The following is a 19,669-nucleotide window of genomic DNA, read 5'->3' as shown; positions in this document are numbered from 1 at the left end:
CCGCCAAGCTTGCAGCCTATTTGATCTGACCCCTCGGGGTTGCCGAACCCGCCATGCGCCAGTCCTTGTTGCTGTTTTTGCGTGCCAACCGTCGCCATCTGGCTGAATTGCTGCTGGCCGGCTTGATGGTCAATCTCTTGGCCCTGGCCTTGCCGATGTTTTCGATGCTGGTCTACGACAAGGCCATGGGCAACCAGGTTCATGACACTTTGTGGGCGCTTGCCACCGGCATGTTGATGCTGCTGGCCCTGGAACTGCTGTTGCGAACGGTGCGGGTGCTGGTGCTCGAACATGCCGGCGCACGCTGGGACAGCTTCCTGGACGAGCGCCTGATGCGCGGCGTCTTGTCCGCGCCCTTGTCGCGCGCCATCGGCACCGCCGATGTGATGAACAAGTTGCGTGAAATATCGGCCACCCGCGATGTGCTGAGCGCCCAGGGCCTGTTGCCGCTGGCCGATCTGCCCTTCATGCTGGTCTTTGTGCTCGTCCTGGCGGCGGTAGGGGGCCATCTGGTCTGGATTCCGCTCGGTTTTGGGGTTCTGATGCTGCTTGCCGGCGTCGCGCTGCAGCATCTGAGTCAGGACCGTCAGCGTCTGGCGCATGGCGCCAATCGCCTCAAGATCAATACCTTGGTGGATGTGCTGGCCAGCCGTGAAAGCTTGCACGGCCGCCCGAATGCGCGCAGCGCCGAGCGGCGTTGGCGCGAGCAATCGCTGGCCGGCGCGCGTGCGGCAGCGCGCGCCCGTTGGTGGGCGCAAATGAATCAACAGCTGCTGCCTGTGTTGATGTCTGCGGCCTCGGTGGCGCTTTTGGTGGCCGGGGTGTTCCGGGTCGAAGCGCAGGAAATGTCGGTCGGTGGCCTGATCTCGGTCAATATGATTGCCAGCCGTTTCTTGGCGGTGCTGTGCTCGGCGGCGCCGCTGCGCACCCGTTGGGTCGAGTTCTCGCGTGCCTTGGGCAGCCTGGGTGAGACGGTGGAGCTGTCTGCCGCTCCGCTGAGTGAGGATCAAACTCCCATGGGTGCTTTTGCCAGTGAAGGCCTGCGGCTCGAAGAGCTGAACCTGACTTACCCGGCACAGACGCGAGCCGCCTTGGAGGGCCTGAATCTGCAGCTGCGTGCCGGCGAATTGGTGGCCGTGGTGGGCGCCTCGGGTTCGGGCAAGAGCAGCTTGCTGAAGGTCTTGGCCGGCCATTTGCCGCATGCTGGTGGCCGCTTGGTGGTGGCCGGCAATCTTGTGGCCGATGATGCCAGCCGCCATATGCTGTGTCAGCATGCGCAGTACAAGTCGCAAGACCCTTGCTTCCTGGGCGGCACGGTGCGCGAGATCGTGGCAGCGGGCGAGCCCGAGGTGCAGGACGCCAGCGTCGTGGAGGCCTTGCGCATGGCCGGTTTTGGACCGGCACTGGAGCGTGGCGATATAGCGCTCAACACGCCGGTCGGCACCAATGGCCTGGGCTTGTCGGGCGGCCAGCGGCAGATGTTGGCCTTGGCGGTGGCCTTTCATGGTCGCCAGCCCATCTTGCTGCTGGATGAGCCGACGCTGGGCCTGGACCGCAATGCCCAGGAAAAAATCTTGCAAACCCTGCCGGGCTTGAAGGCCGGGCGCTGTGTGCTGGTGGCCACCCATGCCGCCGAGCTGATCCAGCGTGCCGACCGCGTGATCGTGCTGGACCGGGGACGCTTGGTGGCCGACGCGCCACCGGATCGCCTGCTGCCCAGCACAGCGACCTGGCCGGGCCGTGCGCCCGCCGCACGTGCGAATCCTTCCAGTCCCGAATCGAGCGCTGCATGAAGGCCAAGCTGACTCGCGCACGGCTGCGGATATTGGCCGGGCTGAGCTTGAGTGCCAGCTTGCTGGGGCTGGCCTCACCGGCTGCCACGGCTCAAATGAATCCGCCGCAGACTGGCGCCAGCGCTGCAGGCGCTGCCGAGCTATCGGCGCAGGTCTTGCCCAGCGATTCCGACACAGCACAAGAGCCAGAGAAGACTGAAAGCCCGAACCCTGCGAGCCGCACACCTCGCATCGAGGAGCTGCCCGGCCTGCTCGGCCTGCCCGCCACCTTGCCTCTCGCGGACCGAGAGTTGCGGGCCAATAGCGGGCCGCTCACCTTGCATCAGGCCGTGGGCCTGGGTTTAACCAGCAGCCTGGATGTGCAGGCGGCGATGGCGCGCAAAGAGTCCTATGTGCAGACGGCCTTGGCCGCCCGTGGCGCCATGCTGCCGAAGATCGATGCACGGGCCGCGGTCGGGAAGGGGCGTCTCGAAAGTGTCGATCCGCAACTCAAGTTGGAGCGCAAAGAGGGCAATGTGACCTTGCGCCAGGCCTTGTTCGATGTGCCCTCGACACGCGAATACCGCCGCCAGCGCATGCTGGCCGTGGCAGCCACGGTGCAGGGCCAGCAGGCGGTCTCAAGTGCCACGCTTGAAGTCGCCTCAGCCTTTTTGCAAGCGACCCAGGCCAGTCTGAATACCGAGCTGAGTCGCAGTTATGAAGCCTCCTTGCTGGAATTGCTCGAATACGTGAATGCCCGGGCCAAGGCCGGCGGCACCAGCAATGCCGAACGTGATCGGGTGCGAGCCCGGGTGGCCAATGCACGCACCGGCATTGCCGACGCCAAGGCCGCCTTGCGCAGCTTGCTGCGCAATCTGGAAAGCCTGATCGGCGAAGTGCCGGGTCCGCTCAGTTTGGTAGGCATGGCCGGTCTGCAAATCCCGGTGCAGGTGTCCGAAGCACGCCAGGAAGCCGCCGCCGGCAACCATGATTTGCGCGCCGCTCGCGCCGAAGTGCTGGCCTCGGCCCTGGAGGCCGGTAGCGCCAGTGCCCGCGTGTTGCCGCGCATCGATCTGGAGCTGAGCCACAGCCGCGACCTGAACGGTTCTGGCTCGCCCAGCTATCTGCGTGACAACAAGGTGATGGTGGTGGTCAATTGGTCCTTGCTGAATGGCGGTACCGATCTGGCCCAAAGGCGCGCAGCCGACGCCCGCACCAGTGAAAAAAAGTTCCGCGCCGATGATGCCTCGCGCAAGATCGGCCAGGAGCTTGAAACCGCCTACGCCAGCCTGGACTCGGCCAATGAGCGCAATGCGTCCTTGCGTGAAGAATTGAACGCCAACCGTTCGGTGGTGGATGCCTTTCGCGCCCAGCTGGTGGGGGGCAACCGCCCGCTGCTGGATGTGCTGGATGCCTTGCAGCGGCTGCACCAAAGCCGGCTGGATCTGGTGCAGCTGTCGATCGGTGAGATGCAAAACCAGATCAAGGTGGCGCATCTGATGGGCCGTCTGGGTGGATCGCGCGGCGACGGCGATGGCAGCAACAACGACGGCCTCGCGCCTTGAGTCGAGGAGGCTCAGACCATGTCCAGCAGCGGTAAAGGTGATGCCAATTCTTATTGGCCCGGCTTCGTTGACGCCTTGACCAATGTGGTCATCGCGATGATTTTCGTGGTGGTGGTGTTGGCCATCTCGCTGTCTTTTGCGGCCCAGTTGATGGGCAAGAAGCTGGCCGAAAAATACATCAAGGAGCATGCCACCGAAACGGTCAAGCCGCCGCCCGGCAGCCCGGAGCAAGCGCCCTTGTCCGCCCAGCAAAAGCCTGTCGACACCCAACACATCACGGTGGCCGGCAATGAATCTGCCGCCAAAGGGGCCACGGCCAAGATCAGCCAGCGCCAGGCTACGGCCCTGCAACTCGACTACGCCGCCGGCGCCTTGACCCTCGACCCGGCTGCGCTGGATCTGCTCAAAAGCGCTTTGGCCGTGGTGCCGGACGCCGCCACCAAGCGCGTGCAGCTGAGTGCCAGCGGCCCCGATATGGCGCTGACCGAAAACCAACGTGCGGCTTTTTTGCGGGCCATGGCCGTGCGCAATGTGCTGCTGGATGCCGGCTTCACGCCCGCCCATATTTCTATGTCGGTCGATACCGCTCGTGTCACGACGGTCACGGCCGTCAACCTCAGTTTCTCGGACTCGCCATGACAGCCATTTTGAATCCCCCCCCGGCGGCGGCCACCAATCAGGTGCTGGTGCTGGATCTGCTGGCCGCCCACTTTGATGCTTCACTGGGCTTACAGCGGCGCCTGCGCCTGCCGCGAGCCCTTATCTACGGTGTGGCCTTCAGTTTGCTGGCTCTGCTGTTGTGGATGAGCCGGGCCGAGATCGACCGGGTCGTGCACACCCAGGGGCGCGTGATTCCTTCGACCAAGCAGCAACTGGTCCAGCATCTGGAGGGCGGCATCGTCTCCAAGGTGTTTGTGCGCGAAGGCGATGCGGTCAGCGCGGGGCAGAACCTGATTGCCGTGTCGGACTTGCAGGCCAGCTCTTCGCGCGGTGAAAAGCGCGCCCGTCTGGAAGGCTTGACGGCAAGGGTGGCCCGGTTGCAGGCCGAGGCCGGCGGCGCCAACCGCTTTGCTGCGGCCGGTTTGCCCACTGATTCGCCCGAGCTGCGCAATGAGAGCGCGTCTTTCGCCGCCCGCCAAGCCAAGCTGGCGCAGACCCTGCGCGTGATCGAAGAACAGCTGACCCAGAAGCGCCAGGAGGCCCGCGAGCAGGAAGTCCGCCGCAAGGGCCTGTCGGCCGAGTTGGAAGTGGCACGCCAGCAACTCGCGCTGGTGAGCAATATGCTGGCCAAGAATGCGGCCTCGCAGTTGGAGGTGCTGGATGCCCGCGCCAGGGTGGAGCGCCTGGCCACGCAGATCCGCGAGGCCGAGATGGCGGTGCCCCGACTGGAGGCTGCGGCCCAAGAGTTGCAAGCGCGCCTGGCCGAAGTGCAGGCGCAGTTTCGCAGCGAAGCGCGTACCGCCTTGGCCGAGGCGCAGATCGATCTGCAGCGCTTGCAGCAGGAGCTGGGCGCCGACGATGACCGCGTGCGCCGCACCGTGCTGACGGCCTCCGTCAGCGGCACGGTCAACAAAATTCTCAGCAACACCGTCGGCGGCGTGGTTCGCCCCGGCGACACCTTGATGGAGCTGACCCCGGCCGATGCGGCGCTGGCGATCGAATCGCGGGTGGCGCCGGCCGAGCGCGGTTCATTGGCCGTGGGGCAGAAGGCGGTCGTGAAAGTGGCGGCCTTCGACTACACCAGCTACGGTACCTTGAGTGGCAAGATCAACGAGATCAGCGCCGACTCGCTGGTGGATGAGCGCGGTGAGCGCTACTTCCGCATCGGCATCGTGGTGGACCCCGACAGCGTCAAGCAGTTCGGCCAGCCCGTCACGCCCGGCATGACCGTCACCGCCGATGCCGTGACCGGCCAGCGCACCGTTTTGCAATACCTTCTGTCACCCATTCGCGGCCTGGCCGCAACCGCACTCAGGGATCGCAAGTGAGTGAAATCACCGCAAGCAAGAAGCCGCACAAGCGCGGCCGCTACACCCGTGGCAGCCTCGGCAAGGTCCACGCCATCCTGATCTGGCTGCCGCCTTTTGCGATTGCTTTGGCGGCGATCTTTGCCTGGCATTTCGTCAGCTTTGCCTTCACCTCCAACCCGGCGCTGAATGGCCTGATTCTGGCGGTGATGGTGTGGGGCGCCATCACGATGGCGGGCCATGTGCGCCGGACCTATCAAGAGGACCGGGTCTTCTTCAGCGGCATCGAATGGCTGCGCAATGGCGCCTGGAGCAGCGAGCCGGATCCGCACCTCGGCCCGGATGCTTTTGTCTTGGGCATGTTGGGTCGGCTGGATAAATTGGGCCTGGGCCATCAGGTCTATGTGCAGAGTGCGGCGATGGAGCCGGAGCTGGAAGCGCTGGAGCATTTCTTCGAGCAAAAGCAAGAGCTGTCGCAGTTCTTGGTCGGGCTGATGGTGGGCCTGGGTTTGTTGGGGACTTTCATCGGTCTGTTGGAAACCTTGATCGCCACCAGCGAGTTGATCGGCACGATTGCCAATAGCGTCGGCGGCGCGGCGGCCGGTGGCGGCAGTAGTGGCGGCATGGAAGCCGAATTCGCGCACATCGTGGGCGGCCTGCAAAAGCCGCTGAGCGCGATGGGCACGGCCTTCTCGGCCTCGATGTTCGGCCTGATCGGCTCCATCATGCTGGGCTTCCAGATGGTGGTGGTGCGCAAGACCGTGGCGACCTTTGTCGACAATGCGCGCGAAGAAGTCTTGTCCTTGGCCGAGAAGACCAAGGTCAATGCCAATGTCGAGATCACCGAGCGCTTTTTGGCCACGCTGCTGGCCGATATGCTGGAACAGCACCGCCAGTCGGAGCAGCGCCTGGGTGAAGTGGTCAAGCAACTGGCCGAGCTGACGCCAGCTGTGGTGGAAGCAGCACGCTCGAGCGTGCAGTTAGCGGGCGCGGTGGCCGGCCAGCATGAGGCGCTGGACCGCACCACCGTGGCGGTAGGGCAGGTGCGCGACGTGGTGCCGCTGATTTCACAATTGGCCAATGCGTCTTCACAAACACTGAAAGACGGCGCGGTGACGCGCGACAGCGTGGATGTGATCGCCCAGCATCTGCCCGATCAGGTGGCGATGCGTGAAGAACTGAGGGCGGCGCTGCAAGCGATGAAGGAGCTGGTGCGCGAGGTGGGCGAAGCGCGCAACAGCACCCGCGACCTGACGACCGAGGTGCGCCTGCAAGGCTCGGTCGTCAAGCGCCTTGAAGGCGTGCTGTGGAATTTTGAAAAATCGTCGTTGCGCAAGATGCTCGACGCTGACCGCGACCCAGGATGAGCATGAACTTTATTGATGATGTGATGAGTGGGCGGGTGACCCTGCCGATGGTGCCGCGAGTGGTGGAGCATGTGCTGCGCAGCATTCGCAGCGACGATGTCAGCCTGCACAAGATTGCCGAAGAACTGGAGCAAGACCCGGTGCTGAGTTCGCGGGTCTTGCGACTCGCCAATTCCTCCTACTTTGCCGGCCGACGGTCCTTGTCTTCGATCAGTGACGCGGTCGGCATGATCGGCTTTCGGTCTTTGGAAACCTTGGTGGTGGCCAGTGGTGCGGTGGCAGCATTCAGTGAAGTGCCGGCAGTGAATTTGCGGCAGTTCTGGATGATGGCGACGATCACGGCGGCCTCGGGTCGCCAAATCGCCGCACGTCTGGGGGTTGACCGCGAGGCTGCTTACACCGCCGGGCTTTTGCAGGGGGTCGGCCATTTGATTCTGTGCCAATGCAAGCCCGCTGCGGCGCTGGCCGCCTTTCCGGGCTATCGGTCCTACTGGGGGCGCCCCTTGGCGGATCTGGAACGGCAGGCCTTTGGTGTGGCGCATCCGGCCATCAGCGCCCTGTGGGTAGACCGCTTGGCGATGCCGCCTGCTACCGTAGAGGCGATTGCCCATTCGCTGGAGGACGCCGATGCTGACGCGCCTCGCTTGGGGCGGGTGGTTCAACTCGCATGCAGCGTTGCGGCAGCGGTGTCGGCTGGCGCAAGTGTGGCTGAGGCGGTCGCCACCATAGACGCGGTCTTGTTGGAGATGCTGGCCCTGGAAGACTATGTGGTCGGGGCCGACTTTGCCGACGATTTCGCTGAACTGAAGGTCTTGCCATCTCCGCTATGAGCGCCATCAAGCTGTTTAGCGCTATCCGTGGCTCAGCGTCTCGATCGGTCCGGAGGGCGGCGCCATGTCGGTAGTGCGCCGTGCCTGGTTGCTGATCACGGGCGCCTATCTGGCCACCTTGCTGCTGTGTATCGGCTTGGCATTGCCCCAAGTGGCCAGCCATGTCGGGCCGGAGTTATCGGCCCGCAGCAAGGCGGCGGCCCAAGAAGCGGCAGGATTGATGGCCGGCGTCGCAGCCAAGGAAGGCGCGCCGCTCTATGCCTACACCAAGATGATGCGCGCCGGCGTCAGCCGCCACGCCTGGCTGCGCTTTGAGATCAGGGATTTGACCGGGGTGGTGGTGGTGCCAGCGCCCAGCGGGGTTTCGAATTGGGTCGAGCGGATCTTTGGCGCCTGGTCGGATGCGAGCGCGAGCGAAGCTGTCTTGCGCCAAGGCCAACCGTTTGGGCGGGTGCAGGTCTGGGTGTCGGCCGAAACCGCCAATCGCTTTGTGGCGCGCTTTGTGTTGACCATGCTGGCCATCTTCACGCTGGTGGGCGCTGTACTGATGGCATCACTGGCTTGGCTGGTGCGCTGGGCCAAGCACCCCTTGGGCGACTTCCACGAACAGATCCTGGGCTTGTCCGAGCGGCGTTTTGTCGAGCTGAAGGAGCCGCGGGTCAGTGAATGGATTGACCTGTCCAAATCATTGAATGTGATGGTGGCCCGGGTGCGCCGCATGCTGGACGAACGTGATGAGGCGGTCGATAGCCTGGAGGGGCGGCTCGCCAAAGATGAGCTGACCCAGACCGCCAGCCGGCCGCACTTCATGCAGTCCTTGGCGAGCCAATTGAAAGAAGGCACCACCGGTGGCGGCGTGGCGATTGTGCGGGTGCATGACTTGGAAGGCATCAATCGGCGCGCCGGCCGGAGTCGGGCGGATGAATTTTTGGTCGCCGTTGCGACCATGTTGCGCAGCCGCTTTTTGCTGGCAGGCCCGGATGACAGCTATGTGTTGGCGCGGCTCAATGGCGCCGACTTCGGCTTGCTGTTGCCGGGCGGCGATCTGGCTTCTTGGCAAACCCATTTGAATGAGTCCGCCGAAGGACTGGCCACCTTGGCCGATGACGGCTTGACCGACACCCAGCATGTGGCCTGGATTGGCGGCACCACCTTCATGCCGGGTGAAACGGTGTCTGAAGTGCTGTTGCGCGTGGACACCATGGTGATGGCCTCGGAGTCGCAGATGTTGCCGGTCAGTGTGACCGGTCCGACGCAGCGACAGCACGCCATCGCCGTGGCTCAGTGGCGGGTCATCATTGAGAACGGCTTGGATACCGGTCGATTCACGCTCGGCTTTTTGCCCATGGTGGATGGTCATGGGCAGGTGCTTTACCGCGAGGCAATGTTGCGCTTGACCGACTCCGATGGGCGCTTGCTGGAGGCCAGCGACATCAAACCGCCGGCGATTCGCAACGGGCGGATTTCCAATGTGGATCTGCGTGGCGTGCAGTTGGCCCTGTCGGCCTTGGGCGCCGCCGAAGGCCGGCTGGCGGTCAATATCACGCTGCAGTCGATGCGGCGGCCGATCTTCCTGCGCAGCCTGATGGAAATGCTGACGCGACATGCCGAGGTCGCGAGTCGCCTGACTTTCGAAGTCGATGAGCATGGCTTTGATAGCAGCACGCAACTGGCCGTTCAGGCCTTGGTACGCACCCTCGCGCCGTTTGGTTGTGGTTTGGGCATTGCGCAGTTCGGGCTGTCGGCCTCCTTGCTCCCTTTCTTGGAAACGCATGGGGTGGCCTACGTCAAACTGGCGGCCCGTCTGTTGCCAGGCATCGAAGGCAATCCGCGCCTGCAAGCCTTTGTGAAGCAACTTGTAGAACTTGGCCGCAGCCTGGGCGTACCGGTGTATGCCGGCGCGGCGGGGTCGGCCGAGGCGCAGGCCTTGCTGTTGCGCCTGGGGGTTCAGGCTTGCAGTGCCCAGTCCATTGAAGAGGCCCCGGCCGAGAGCGCGCCTGCAGTGGCGTGATGGCGTGATGGCTTGATGGCGCTGGCGCATTCAGCCGCTGCAGAAACTGGATAGATTGCTCGCTGAGCAACCCTCTTAGAAAGGCATGCTGGCCTGCAACCACATTTGATTGCGCGGCGCCGGGCTGTTCAAGTCCAGGCCCAACAGGGCATTGGGCGGTGCACTGCCGACGCGGCGAGCCAAAGTGGCCCGCACATCGATGCCTGCGGGCCCCGACCAGCTCAGGTTCAAACCAAGGCCTTGCATGCTTGCGCGATTGAGTTCCGGGCTCGCTGTAGGCGGTGTTGCCGGAGGTGTTGTAGCGGATTGCGCCGCGTCGCCGTTCACATTGAGTTGAATCCGACCCCAGTCATAGAAGACGGCGGCTCGGAAGTCGCTGGTCAGCTGCGAGCGCAGTTCCACACTCAGCAAAGAACCGGTCGAGCCACCGGCGCCACCAGCGGCATAGGCGCGCACCCCGTATGGGCCACCCAGGTAGAAGCGCTCGGAAGAATCCAAATTCTGCCGGCTGGACTGGACGCTCAGGGCGATGAAGCCTTGCAGGCTGTCGCTCAGTACCTGCTGGCGACTGACATGGAGACGCAGCTTGGTGAAGTTGCTGTTGACGCCTGAGCCGGTGGATCCGGCGGATGGCTTGCTGGGGTCGACCTTGCCTCGGCTCAACTCCATGCTGGCCGTGTTGCTGCCGCCGCGCCCTAGGGCATCGAACCAGTTGCCGGTGAGACCCAACTTGAACAGCAATGTCCGGTAGTCGCTGTCGTTCACCGTGATGCCGGGCAAGTTGTTGCCGTCGCCGCGGTCGCGCAAGCGTCGCCGCTCGAGTCCGAGCTGCAAGTTGAGATTGCGCTCACGCCGTCGAATCAGGGCGTAACTGGCATCCAGACCTATTTGCTCCGATTGGCCGCTGGCCAGGCCTGCGCTGTAGTCATTGCCGATCAAACGGTAGCGCAGCATCGAGATACCGGCCCCAAGTCTCCACCGGGCCAAGGGCAGGCTCGCGGCCAGGCGCAGATAGTCGCTGCCTTTGCTGTGACTGAAGCCGGCTGCGATGGTGTCGCTCATGCCGAGGCTGCCGTCCATGGTGAGCCCGGTATTGAAACGGAACTTCCCGACGGCACTGTCCACATGGTTGTCAACGCCGGCTTGCGCATTGATGTCCGGCAGGTCTGCCAGTGCCAGCAGCAGTTCCCTGTCGACGCTGTCGCTGCTGGCCAAGATGTCGGCACTGCTGCTGCGCCCTGGCAGGTCACCGAACAAAAGCATCCCGTCCTGAGGCGGGGGGCGCTGGGATTTCGCGTTGCTCGGTTGCTGCAGCAAGAAGATCGCATTGGCTCGATTGGCGTCATAGCGGGAAGTCGATCCGTCCAATCGCAAGTCGCCCAAATGCGCCTCGACAATTTGAATCCTGACCAATCCGTCGAGAAATTCTTGTGCAGGCAGGTAGCAGCGGGCCAACCAGCCTGCGCGGGCGTAGATGTTGCATACGCGGTCTGCTGCGGCCTGCAATTGCTGCGCGTCCAGTTTGCGGCCCAGCAGCGCTTTGATCCCCGCTTGCAAGCGTGCCAGTCCGATCTGCTGGTTGCCTTGCAGCTCAAAACTCAGCACCAGCACGGGGGCGTCGTTGGGTAGCTTCAAAGCAGGCCCCGAGCGGTCTGGGGCCACCCATGTTTGTGGGGCAAGACGGGTATCCTGGCCTTGCCAGGCTTGTTGTTGCTGTTGCAGCAAACTGCCAGCATCTGGCGCGCTCAACAGGGCGCTCACGCCAGCGGCCGGTGCTGCAGGGCTATGCAGCGAGGCCAGGCCAAGAGAAAGCGCCAGAAAGCACGCAGTTGTGTTGGGCTGCAGGCTGAAGGCGGCGGCTGCCGCAACCGGGCGGATGCGTAGAGATCGGATCAAAGGGGCTGAATGGCCAGTGGGCATGGGTGGGCTGCGAACGGGCGGGATTCCAGTTCTGCTGCCATTGTGTCGATCGCAGTCACCGGCAATGCCCCGAAGTAGCTGGCTTAGAGGCCGTTGATGCCGCTGGCGGCGGACCCGGCGACCTCTGTCGTTTGGACTGATTCGCTATTGGAGTTAGCTTTGATTGCGAAGAAATCACCCTGTGTTCGAATGCTGTACTTCGCGGAACTGGCCGATTGCGCGAGCAAGTAACGCTGAAGCGAATACCGTCCATGGGCGCGGAGTTGCCCCACGGTTCACTGCCGCGGATAGACAGGACTCGGCGCGCTCGGCCACTTCGTAGGTATCCGTCAATGCTTGGGCAGCCCGCCTTGGCGCTTGGCGCCTGGCGATGACGGGGCTCGCGCGAGATGCTGCAAGGCCGCCTCGGCGAGCGTACGCCACGCCGCTGCATAACTGCCTTGGTGATCGTCACCTTGACACAGAGTCCTGCATCCAGCGCGGATGTCACCGGCGCCGTTCAGCTGCCTTCTTCTTGCTTGTTCGCGCTGGTCTTTCGGCCTCACCTGCCGCCTGCACCAGCTCCAAGACCGCGATCGCGTCCATCTGCGTGAGCAGCCGGTGCAAATAGTCTGGCGCCAGCTGTTGAATCTGCTGGAGCATGCGCGTCGCCAAGGCCTGGCCATTGAGTGGGCCCAGATGCCCGGCGACCGGCGCATGGAGGTCGGCAATGTTGCGTGCGACGCGGAGCTGGCGCCAAGTGCTTTGGTGGATGCGCACTTGGCGCAACTCTTGGCTCGCATCAACTTGCAGCAAGGCGAGCAATTCGGCCAGCGGATTGCCGAGGGCCGGATAGTCCTGCTTCTGCTGCGCCAGTGGTGCTCGCGACGCACGCTGCCGTAAGGTCGCAATCAGCTTGTCTCGCAGAGCGCCCGCAGGCTGGGCTGCCGCACGCAGGGCGAGTGCGTGCAGCATGCGCCGGCGCACAGTGTCAGCTGGCTGCGCAGCGACCCAATTGACAGGATCCTCGATGTTGCTCACGGTACAGACGTAGATGCAGCTGCAGACGCAGCGGCCACAGCCGCAGCCGCCCGCCGTGGCCGCGGTGTGGGTGCGATTTCTACGCGGCGATTGAGCGCACGCCCGGCCGCCGTGTCGTTGCTTGCTACCGGCTGCTGCGAGCCGAATGCAGCAGAAAAAACCGCGTCCGGTGGAAGACCGTCCGCCAACAAGGCCCGCGTCACGTTCAACGCCCGCCTGGCAGACAGATCCCAGTTGTCCGCGAACTGCATGCCCGCCACGACCCCGCGGTCATCGGTGAAGCCGCTGACCATCAGGATCTCATCGCGTTGCGCGAGGTAGGTGCGCAGCGGCGTTGCCAAGGCCCCGAGCAGCGTACGCCCCTCGGCGAGCAGTTGGTCCGAGCCCGTCGCAAAGAGCACCGCGCTGTTGATGCCGATTCGACCTTCGACCAGCGTGATGCGGCCATCCGCCAGCGGGCCGGCCAGGGCGCGTTCCAGCGCTTCCCGCCGGCTCTGCTCGGCCATGCGCTGCTGCACTTCAGCTTGCAATTGGGTGGCGAGATCCAGTTGCCCAACCAGGGCAGCTGCAAGCACCAGCACAAACGCGCCCAGCACGCCGGCCATCAAGTCGCCAAAAGCTGCCCAAGCGGGAGCGGCAGTGCCTTCGTGCTCCATCTCCACCTGGTCATCCATTTGACGCGGCGCCTTGCAGCGCATCCAGGATTTGCTTCTGCGAGCCCAGGCACAGGTCGATGACTTCGCGCGCCTGGGCCACGTAGTAACCCAGTTGGTCGTCGCTGCGCGTGATCGATGCGGACAGGCGTTGCTCCAGCGCAGCCAGATGCTGCACGAGTTGGGCATTAGCCCCCTGGAATTGCTCAATGGCCGCGCCGAAGCCTTCGCCTACGCTGGCGACGTCGGCGGCGCTGGCTGCCAGATTGGTGGCCGCATCGGCAAGGGCGTGACCGGACGCCTCTGCAAGCGATGTGAATCGCTGGCCCAAGGCCTCGATCTGAATTGCAGATCTATCCACGAGCGAATCAATCGCGACGCGCTGCTCGCCAGCGGCTTGCTGCAGCGAGGCGAGCAGCGTCGATACCGTCCCCATCAGCTCGGCCCGCTCAAGCAGAGCCGCGCGGTCCTGCGCCTGGCTTTGGGCGAGCTGCTCGCGCAGCGCGACGACGACCTCGACGGCAGCGCGTGGCGCTTCACCAGCGGCTTGCAACACTGCGCCAGCCTCTGCCAGCGTCCGTTGAGAAGTGGCCTCGGCCTGAGTCACCAAGCTGCGAGTGTTCGCCAACAGGTCATTGGCCAGCACTTGCTGCTGCTGCAACTGCGTGGCTCCAATCGAGGCCAGCTCATTGCGCCATGCCGCAAGCTGCTGCGCGTCATGCGCTTGCTGGCTTGCCTGCAAGCGCGTGAATGCATCGGCCAGGCCAGTGACACCAGCCTGCGTCTGCTCGGCACAGAGGCGGGTGATCTCGGTCAAGGCCTGCTGAGCGCGGCTTGCGCTATCGCGCTGCAGTTGCAAGGCTTCCTCGCGCTGCGTGGCCAGCAACTGCTCGACGCCCTCGCGGTGTTGGCTCATGGCATTCGCATCGGCCAATACCTCGGCGCGGCGCTGAGCGTCGCGCTCAGCCAGCAAGCTGAGATGACGGCTATGCCCATCCGAGACTCGGTCCAGCAGGGTCTGTGTCTGCGCGGCAAATTGCTGGGCGGTTTGCGCAACAAGCTCTCGTGCTGAGGCCTGTTGCTTGGCGAGCGCGCCTAGGTGATCTTGCAGCGAGGCCCAGCGTGCCTGATCTGCCTGAGCTTGCGCTGCCTGGTGGCGGGTGGCCATCGTATCCAGCGCCGTGAGCATCGCTTGCGAATCCGCAGCCCAGCGCTGCCCCTGGAGTTCCATGGCGCGCTGCGAGGCCACGCCGGCATCTTCCAGCAGCTGCAGCGCGAGCTCTCGCTGCTGGTGCAGCGCAGCGGATTGCGCCTGGGCGGCTTCGCTATGCTGAAGTGCGATGCGCTCGGCACCCGCCTCGAAGCGGCTGCTCAGCGCGCTCAGCTGATCGGTCACCGTGTTGCCGACGCGCTCATGCAGGGCTGCGGCCTCGCGGGCTATTGCCCCCATCGCCGCCGTTGCGGCGGGTTGAATGGCGGCACCTGCCTCCCGCGCAGCGTCTGCAAGACTGTTGCGCAGGGTGGCGTCGACGCTGCTGGCCAAGGCGGCATAGGCTTTGCTGGTTTCGCCGTGGAAGAGGCTGTTTTGTGCGGTCAGTTGTTCCGCAATGCGCTCGGTGAATTGCTGGAGCTGGGCAACCATTTCTAGCTGCTTTGCCTTGTCGCGCTCGATCGCAGCCGAAGCAATAGCCTGCTGCTCGATCTCCCGCCGATGGGCAGCCGTCAGATGGCGCAGCCGCCCCAAAATTGCGGCGTCCAGCAGAGCGCCGGCGGCCGAACGTTCCCTGCGGGCGAGGGCCACCATCAGACCCAACATGGCTGAACCGGCGACGCCAGCCACACTGGCACTGAAGGCCAGACCAAGGCCCTGGATCGGGGCCCCCAGCGCATTGCGCAAAGCGGCCAGGTCAGCGGAGGCGCCAAGAGCGCTGGCCGTACTGCTCAAGGTGATGACCAAGCCAATGAAGGTGCCGAGCATGCCCAGCAGCACCAGCAAACCTGCAAGCGCTGGCGCCAATGCCAAACCGGGGAGGCCGACGCGCTGGCCATCCAGACGCATCTGCACAGCGCCGCGCAAAGCGAGGGGCACCGAGGCAATCCAATCGTCGGGCATATCGCCGGGTATATCGCCGGGTATATCGTCGGGCATTGCGGGCAGTTCGCGCTCTGTGGCCGCCGCCAAAGCACGGCTGTCCCGGCGAAAAGTCGCCAGCTCCCACGCGCCAATGGCATAAAAAACAGCAATCAGCCCCGCCATGGCCAGTGCGACGGGGTGATTCCTGGAGGCGGCCATGCCGGCGCCGGCAATGCCGGCCAGACCGGCAGCCATGGCGATGGGGTAGAGGGCGTTGAGAGATCGGTTCATGGGGGACTGTTGGTGTTCAAGGCCTCAATGAGGCCCAGCACAGGTTGAAGTTTTTGGTCCAGCTCGGCCCGCAGCAAGCGCTGCAGGTCTGACCAGAGGCGGGCGCGCCATTGACGCGGATCGGCGGCGTAGTGCTTGCTTGCTCGCGTCTCCAGCAAGGCGGAAAGCCCAGTCATGGCGCGCAATTGGGGCGGGGCCATCGCTCGCTCGATGTAGTCATCCAACTGAGCCAGCCGTGCCAGTTCGTCGCAGTCGCGCGTGAGGCAGGCTCGCAGACGCGTTCGGAACGCGGCAGTGCGACTTTCGATCAAGCGCTGCTGCTGCGCGAAATGCTGCAAATAGGGAACCAGCAGCTCCTTGAGCGCAGCGCCATCGGACATCGAATCGGACTCGCAGGCCAGCTCGGTGTGATTGAAGCTGGCAGCCAATTGGGCCTGGATGCGCGCCAGTTCAGCGTTCGCCCAACACATGGACTCGATTCGAGCAGCCTCACAAGAAAGGGAAGGGCCGCTCCGACCTTGTCCGCCCTCCTCGGAGGGCGGGCGACGAAGGTCGTCGGCCTGGGGGCGCTCAGAATTAGCTCTACCAGGGGATGTAGTCAAAACTTGAGATATCTCGATGGCATCCGCCCAGCAGAACCAAGAGCCCAGCCGTTCAGCTGCCGGTGGCGGGGAGCCTGGCGCGACGCACCATTGCCGCAGCAACCGAGACAGGGACTCGGGCGGGAATGACGGGACTGGCGAAAAAGGCGGTACGGGCTTGGAAATAGGTTGCATTCAGTGAAGCCGACGCCTGCGCTTTTGCTGCTGAAAATAGGGGATTTTAGAGAAGGACCTCGGCATCGCCCAATCGCGCTCAGCCGAAGGCCAGATTCGCACCAAGATTAAGCCGCAACTTGCACGACTGGACGGCCTCATCGCAGCGGCTCATCTGCGGCTTTGACGAACGGCGCGATCAGGGCCGTCCGTTCAGTGCAAGTCCCGGCTCGTGGTCGCCAGCCCGCCCCGCATGGACAACGGATCTTTCAGTCGACCGGCAATAGGGCAGCCTGTCGAGATGCTCCGCTCCTCGCCGGCAGGTGCACTTCACAGCCGCGCGCGACCGCTGAACTCGACCCGAGGAAGCGCCCCGACAGGGACTTCAGCGCTGAGCAGTCTTCTTGTCTGCGTCCGGTACAGGGTTCAGCAAGGAAACGAAGTCACCCGCTGCCTTGCTCACCGCAATCTCAGCCGGTGCCAGCTTGCTGAAGCGCGCCTTGAGCTCGCTGAGCGGTGCGAAATAGCCCAGCCGCAGCGCCGCCAATTGGCGTCCGGTCTGGAGATCAAGCGCCTCGATTTCAAGCGCCGCGCCGCCGCGATCCAAGGGGACGAACAACAGCAGGCTGCTGACTGTGTTGAGAGCAGGTGAGACGGTCTCCACCCGCGTGATGGCGGCACGGATCTGCACCGGCCGGCCCTGCGGCGAAGCCGGCAGCGCTAGCACGCCTTGCTGCAATTCGCGTTTGAGTTGCGCCAGCAGTGCGTCGCGCTCGTCCTTGCCGATGTCGGTGCGCGAATCGACCCGCCAGACGACTTCGGCAATCGACACCTGTATTGGGTCGATGGCCTGTGCCGAGGCCCGGCTGGCAGATGCTGCGTCGGGCGCCTCGACCAGGGCGCCGTAGTCGCTGAGATAGCCGCTCTTGGCGCTGGTCATGACGGTGCTGCAGGCCGACAGTAGGGCGATGGCGGCGATGGCGGCGATGGCGATGATGGTTTGGAAGGATTTCATGAAGGATTCCAGATTGAGGTGGTGGTGAACGGGGAAGAAAAGAGAAGCGCAAAGGAGAGCAGGGCGCAAGACGCGGCAGATTCAGGTGTGCACGAGCCGGCTCAGCGGGCGTCGCGGCGCCGGCTCAGGGCGCGCGGCGTAGCCCAGGCGCACGAACATCTGCACGCGCGCCGGCTGGGCCACGCCCACTACCGCGTGGAAGCGGTCGTACAGCGCCGACATCGCCTCGAACTCCTGCAGCACCTGCGAGTTCGGGTGGATAGCCAGCCCCAGTTGCGCCGCGGCGAGATCGGTGCGCAAGTAAGCTCGGCCGGCCTCGATCTGCGTGCGTCGGCTGTTGTCGGCGCTGCTCAGCCAGGCCCAGGCATGGGTGTGCGCGGCGGCTTCGGCCGAGCTGTTGATGGCTGTCCTGGCAGCCACGCCATCGGTCTTGCGCAGCGCCTCGGGACCGAGCATGCCCAGCTGCCGTCCGAACCAGGCCATGGTGCCCGTGACGGCAACACCCGAAGGCTCGGCCGCGACCGCCGCAGCACCAACTCGCATCAGCTTGGCGCTCTCGGCCCAGGTGGCCGCATTGCCAAACTCCACGCGATAGCCGGCGATAGCCAGCTCGCGCAAGCGCTGCACTTTGGCGGCGTCGGTACTGCTGTGCAACGTGATGCCCGGCCGCCCAGCCGCTTCGGCGAGCTGCGCCAGGGCCTGGGCGTCGGGCACCTGCGCGGTGAAAGGTGCGCGGTTGGTGCGGCGCAATGGCACGGCGGCGAACAGCGGGTCGGGCGGAACGCTGGCATCGGCCGTCAGCCGGACGGTGGCGAAGGGCCTCGCGTCCACGCCGTCGGCGACGTATTCGCCTTCGGGCAGCAGCGTCACCTCGGCGCGCTGGCCTTGCTGGGCAGCAGCCTGGCATAGCAGTTCCAGGAAAGCGCCGCATCCGATCAACACCTGGCGATTGGGCGGGTCGCTGGCCGGCAGCAGACGCTGCAGGTCCACCGACAGGCGGATCAGGCCGGGCTCGCGGATATCGGCCACCCAGCTCTGCAGGTTGTGCGGGTTAGGTGCCAGCAGTGCCCAGGACAGCGCGCGCAGCCGCAGATCGGTCTGCGAGGCGCCGGGTGCCGTCCACGGCGCAGTGGCCGAGGGCGGCATCTGGTCGCAGCCCGGCAGCGCAATCACCGCGCCGCCAGCGGCCAGCACCCGCATGAATGAACGTCGTTTCATGGCACTAAACTCCAGGTCCGTTGTCGATGGAGCCACTGTATGAATCGGTCATTCCGCTGGCTTGTCACGGCGCGCCAGTCTCTGAACATCTGGCGCCATGCCTGAAGTGCCGGCCCGATTGCCCGCGCTGACTCTGCGGCTGCAGTTGCAGGGCCTGGCCACACTGGGCCTGGACGTCGCGTGCCTGCATGCACGCCTGGGGCCGTTGCCGCAAGCGCCGGACGCGCTGGTGCCGGTGCAGGCCTACCTCGATATGTGGGACGAAGCCGAACGCCTGTACGGCCAGCCTGGCCTGCCCAGCGCGCTGGCCCACGCCATCCCCTTCGGTGCCTTTGGCGCGCTGGACTACCTGGTGGGCAGCGCCGACACCGTGGCCGGCTGCTGCGAGTCAGCGATGTTGCACTTCGCGATGGTTTCCGTCGACACGGCGCTGGAAATCGACCTCCTGGGCGACGGAGCCCACGCCTTGCGCGTGCGGGCGCTGACACCGTTGCCTGAGCAGGCGCTGGAATTCACCATCGCTGCATTGTTCAGCCGACTGCGCTATGTCAGCGGCGGCGGCTTCAAGCCACAGTTGCTGGGGCTGCCGCTGGCGCGGCCGACCAATGATGAAGTGCGGTCTCGCCTGTACGGCCTGGCGCCTGCGTATGGGCACCCGTGCGCCGAGATGCTGATCGACGCTGCGACATGGCAGCTGCCAACCCACAGTGCCGACGCCTTTCTGCACGCCACGCTCAAGGGCATGGCGGCGCAGTTGCAGCTGGCTCAAGCGGGCGATTCGACGCTGGAACGCGCCCTTCGAGTACGCCTGCGCGACGCGCTGGCGCAGGGCCGCGCCGACGCCGCACGCATGGCCGAATTGTTGGGCGTGTCAGAACGCACGTTGCAGCGCCGGCTGGCAGACATCGGCCGCAGCTTCAGCGATGTGGTTGAAGAGTTCCGTCGTGAGGAGGCCGCCCGACTGCTGGCCACGCCGGGTTTGCCTTTGGTCGAGGTGGCCAGCCGGCTGGGCTATGCCGAGCAAACTTCGTTCACGCGTGCTTTCCGACGCTGGACGGGCATCACGCCAGGGGCTTGGCGGACCGGACAACGGGTCTGAACTGCGGGCTTCAGAGCAGACAGGTAAGTGCGTCGCTCCTGGCTACTGGCAGCTTCCTTTTTGGGGTCGAAGTCACGAAAACGGCTCAGTGCTGGATTGACCAGGCCGAGGC

15 protein-coding genes are annotated in these 19,669 nt (G+C 64.7%); 8 read left to right on the top strand and 7 right to left on the bottom strand.

The window, feature by feature from the left end; genetic code table 11:
* Window positions 1-53: 53 nt before the first annotated feature.
* From LNV09_RS16310 to LNV09_RS16280, 7 genes are all read left to right on the top strand, one after another.
* A complete protein-coding gene (locus tag LNV09_RS16310) occupies window positions 54-1,793 on the top strand; it encodes an ATP-binding cassette domain-containing protein (RefSeq protein ID WP_263558119.1) in 1,740 nt (579 codons plus the stop codon).
* Complete coding sequence (locus tag LNV09_RS16305; RefSeq protein ID WP_263558118.1) at window positions 1,790-3,337, top strand: TolC family protein; 1,548 nt, start codon at window positions 1,790-1,792, stop codon at window positions 3,335-3,337. The genes LNV09_RS16310 and LNV09_RS16305 overlap by 4 nt, the downstream gene beginning before the upstream one ends.
* Before the next feature lie 18 nt (window positions 3,338-3,355).
* Window positions 3,356-3,976: a hypothetical protein gene (locus tag LNV09_RS16300; RefSeq protein ID WP_263558117.1), complete on the top strand. Its 621-nt coding sequence runs from the start codon at window positions 3,356-3,358 to the stop codon at window positions 3,974-3,976.
* Window positions 3,973-5,325, top strand: coding sequence for an HlyD family type I secretion periplasmic adaptor subunit (locus LNV09_RS16295; RefSeq protein ID WP_263558116.1), 1,353 nt, complete (start codon window positions 3,973-3,975; stop codon window positions 5,323-5,325). Before LNV09_RS16300 ends, LNV09_RS16295 begins: the two co-directional genes overlap by 4 nt.
* On the top strand, window positions 5,322-6,671 hold the full coding sequence (locus LNV09_RS16290) for a methyl-accepting chemotaxis protein (protein ID WP_263558115.1): 1,350 nt from the start codon (window positions 5,322-5,324) through the stop codon (window positions 6,669-6,671). Before LNV09_RS16295 ends, LNV09_RS16290 begins: the two co-directional genes overlap by 4 nt.
* 2 nt (window positions 6,672-6,673) lie before the next feature.
* Complete coding sequence (locus LNV09_RS16285; protein WP_263558114.1) at window positions 6,674-7,501, top strand: HDOD domain-containing protein; 828 nt, start codon at window positions 6,674-6,676, stop codon at window positions 7,499-7,501.
* A gap of 64 nt (window positions 7,502-7,565) precedes the next feature.
* Window positions 7,566-9,512, top strand: coding sequence for an EAL domain-containing protein (locus LNV09_RS16280; RefSeq protein WP_263558113.1), 1,947 nt, complete (start codon window positions 7,566-7,568; stop codon window positions 9,510-9,512).
* Window positions 9,513-9,587: 75 nt separating this feature from the next.
* Here LNV09_RS16280 and LNV09_RS16275 read toward each other — a convergent pair whose 3' ends face one another.
* From LNV09_RS16275 to LNV09_RS16245, 7 genes are all read right to left on the bottom strand, one after another.
* Window positions 9,588-11,408, bottom strand: a complete 1,821-nt coding sequence (locus LNV09_RS16275; RefSeq protein ID WP_263558112.1) for a ShlB/FhaC/HecB family hemolysin secretion/activation protein — start codon at window positions 11,406-11,408, stop codon at window positions 9,588-9,590.
* Window positions 11,409-11,918: 510 nt separating this feature from the next.
* Window positions 11,919-12,386, bottom strand: a complete 468-nt coding sequence (locus tag LNV09_RS16270) for a DUF2894 domain-containing protein (RefSeq protein WP_263558111.1) — start codon at window positions 12,384-12,386, stop codon at window positions 11,919-11,921.
* Window positions 12,387-12,448: 62 nt separating this feature from the next.
* Window positions 12,449-13,126, bottom strand: coding sequence for an OmpA family protein (locus LNV09_RS16265; protein ID WP_263558110.1), 678 nt, complete (start codon window positions 13,124-13,126; stop codon window positions 12,449-12,451).
* Complete coding sequence (locus tag LNV09_RS16260) at window positions 13,119-15,470, bottom strand: coiled-coil domain-containing protein (RefSeq protein WP_263558109.1); 2,352 nt, start codon at window positions 15,468-15,470, stop codon at window positions 13,119-13,121. Before LNV09_RS16260 ends, LNV09_RS16265 begins: the two co-directional genes overlap by 8 nt.
* Window positions 15,467-16,246, bottom strand: a complete 780-nt coding sequence (locus LNV09_RS16255; protein ID WP_263558108.1) for a DUF3348 family protein — start codon at window positions 16,244-16,246, stop codon at window positions 15,467-15,469. The genes LNV09_RS16260 and LNV09_RS16255 overlap by 4 nt, the downstream gene beginning before the upstream one ends.
* 364 nt (window positions 16,247-16,610) lie before the next feature.
* Window positions 16,611-17,240, bottom strand: coding sequence for a DUF3313 family protein (locus LNV09_RS16250; RefSeq protein ID WP_263558107.1), 630 nt, complete (start codon window positions 17,238-17,240; stop codon window positions 16,611-16,613).
* An 81-nt stretch (window positions 17,241-17,321) separates the two neighbouring features.
* Window positions 17,322-18,458, bottom strand: a complete 1,137-nt coding sequence (locus LNV09_RS16245; protein WP_263558106.1) for an Acg family FMN-binding oxidoreductase — start codon at window positions 18,456-18,458, stop codon at window positions 17,322-17,324.
* Window positions 18,459-18,555: 97 nt separating this feature from the next.
* Here LNV09_RS16245 and LNV09_RS16240 point away from each other — a divergent pair, with 97 nt between their 5' ends.
* Window positions 18,556-19,557 (top strand): AraC family transcriptional regulator, encoded by a 1,002-nt coding sequence (locus LNV09_RS16240; RefSeq protein WP_263558105.1) that lies wholly within the window; start codon window positions 18,556-18,558, stop codon window positions 19,555-19,557.
* The last annotated feature ends 112 nt before the right edge of the window (window positions 19,558-19,669 follow it).

The organism is Paucibacter sp. B2R-40 (genome assembly GCF_025717555.1).
Lineage (GTDB): Bacteria > Pseudomonadota > Gammaproteobacteria > Burkholderiales > Burkholderiaceae_C > Paucibacter_A.
The sequence above is the reverse complement of the archived record's forward strand: the minus strand, read 5'-3'. Positions and strand labels throughout refer to the sequence as shown.

Excerpts from the sequence above, each read along its gene's own strand:
- LNV09_RS16285 (WP_263558114.1), top strand. The coding sequence starts at position 6,674 with ATGAACTTTATTGATGATGTGATGAGTGGGCGGGTGACCCTGCCGATG.
- LNV09_RS16310 (WP_263558119.1), top strand. The coding sequence starts at position 54 with ATGCGCCAGTCCTTGTTGCTGTTTTTGCGTGCCAACCGTCGCCATCTG.
- LNV09_RS16280 (WP_263558113.1), top strand. The coding sequence starts at position 7,566 with ATGTCGGTAGTGCGCCGTGCCTGGTTGCTGATCACGGGCGCCTATCTG.
- LNV09_RS16265 (WP_263558110.1), bottom strand. The coding sequence starts at position 13,126 with ATGGATGACCAGGTGGAGATGGAGCACGAAGGCACTGCCGCTCCCGCT.
- LNV09_RS16245 (WP_263558106.1), bottom strand. The coding sequence starts at position 18,458 with ATGAAACGACGTTCATTCATGCGGGTGCTGGCCGCTGGCGGCGCGGTG.
- LNV09_RS16295 (WP_263558116.1), top strand. The coding sequence starts at position 3,973 with ATGACAGCCATTTTGAATCCCCCCCCGGCGGCGGCCACCAATCAGGTG.
- LNV09_RS16240 (WP_263558105.1), top strand. The coding sequence starts at position 18,556 with ATGCCTGAAGTGCCGGCCCGATTGCCCGCGCTGACTCTGCGGCTGCAG.
- LNV09_RS16300 (WP_263558117.1), top strand. The coding sequence starts at position 3,356 with ATGTCCAGCAGCGGTAAAGGTGATGCCAATTCTTATTGGCCCGGCTTC.
- LNV09_RS16255 (WP_263558108.1), bottom strand. The coding sequence starts at position 16,246 with ATGCAACCTATTTCCAAGCCCGTACCGCCTTTTTCGCCAGTCCCGTCA.
- LNV09_RS16250 (WP_263558107.1), bottom strand. The coding sequence starts at position 17,240 with ATGAAATCCTTCCAAACCATCATCGCCATCGCCGCCATCGCCGCCATC.
- LNV09_RS16270 (WP_263558111.1), bottom strand. The coding sequence starts at position 12,386 with ATGCTGCACGCACTCGCCCTGCGTGCGGCAGCCCAGCCTGCGGGCGCT.
- LNV09_RS16260 (WP_263558109.1), bottom strand. The coding sequence starts at position 15,470 with ATGAACCGATCTCTCAACGCCCTCTACCCCATCGCCATGGCTGCCGGT.
- LNV09_RS16305 (WP_263558118.1), top strand. The coding sequence starts at position 1,790 with ATGAAGGCCAAGCTGACTCGCGCACGGCTGCGGATATTGGCCGGGCTG.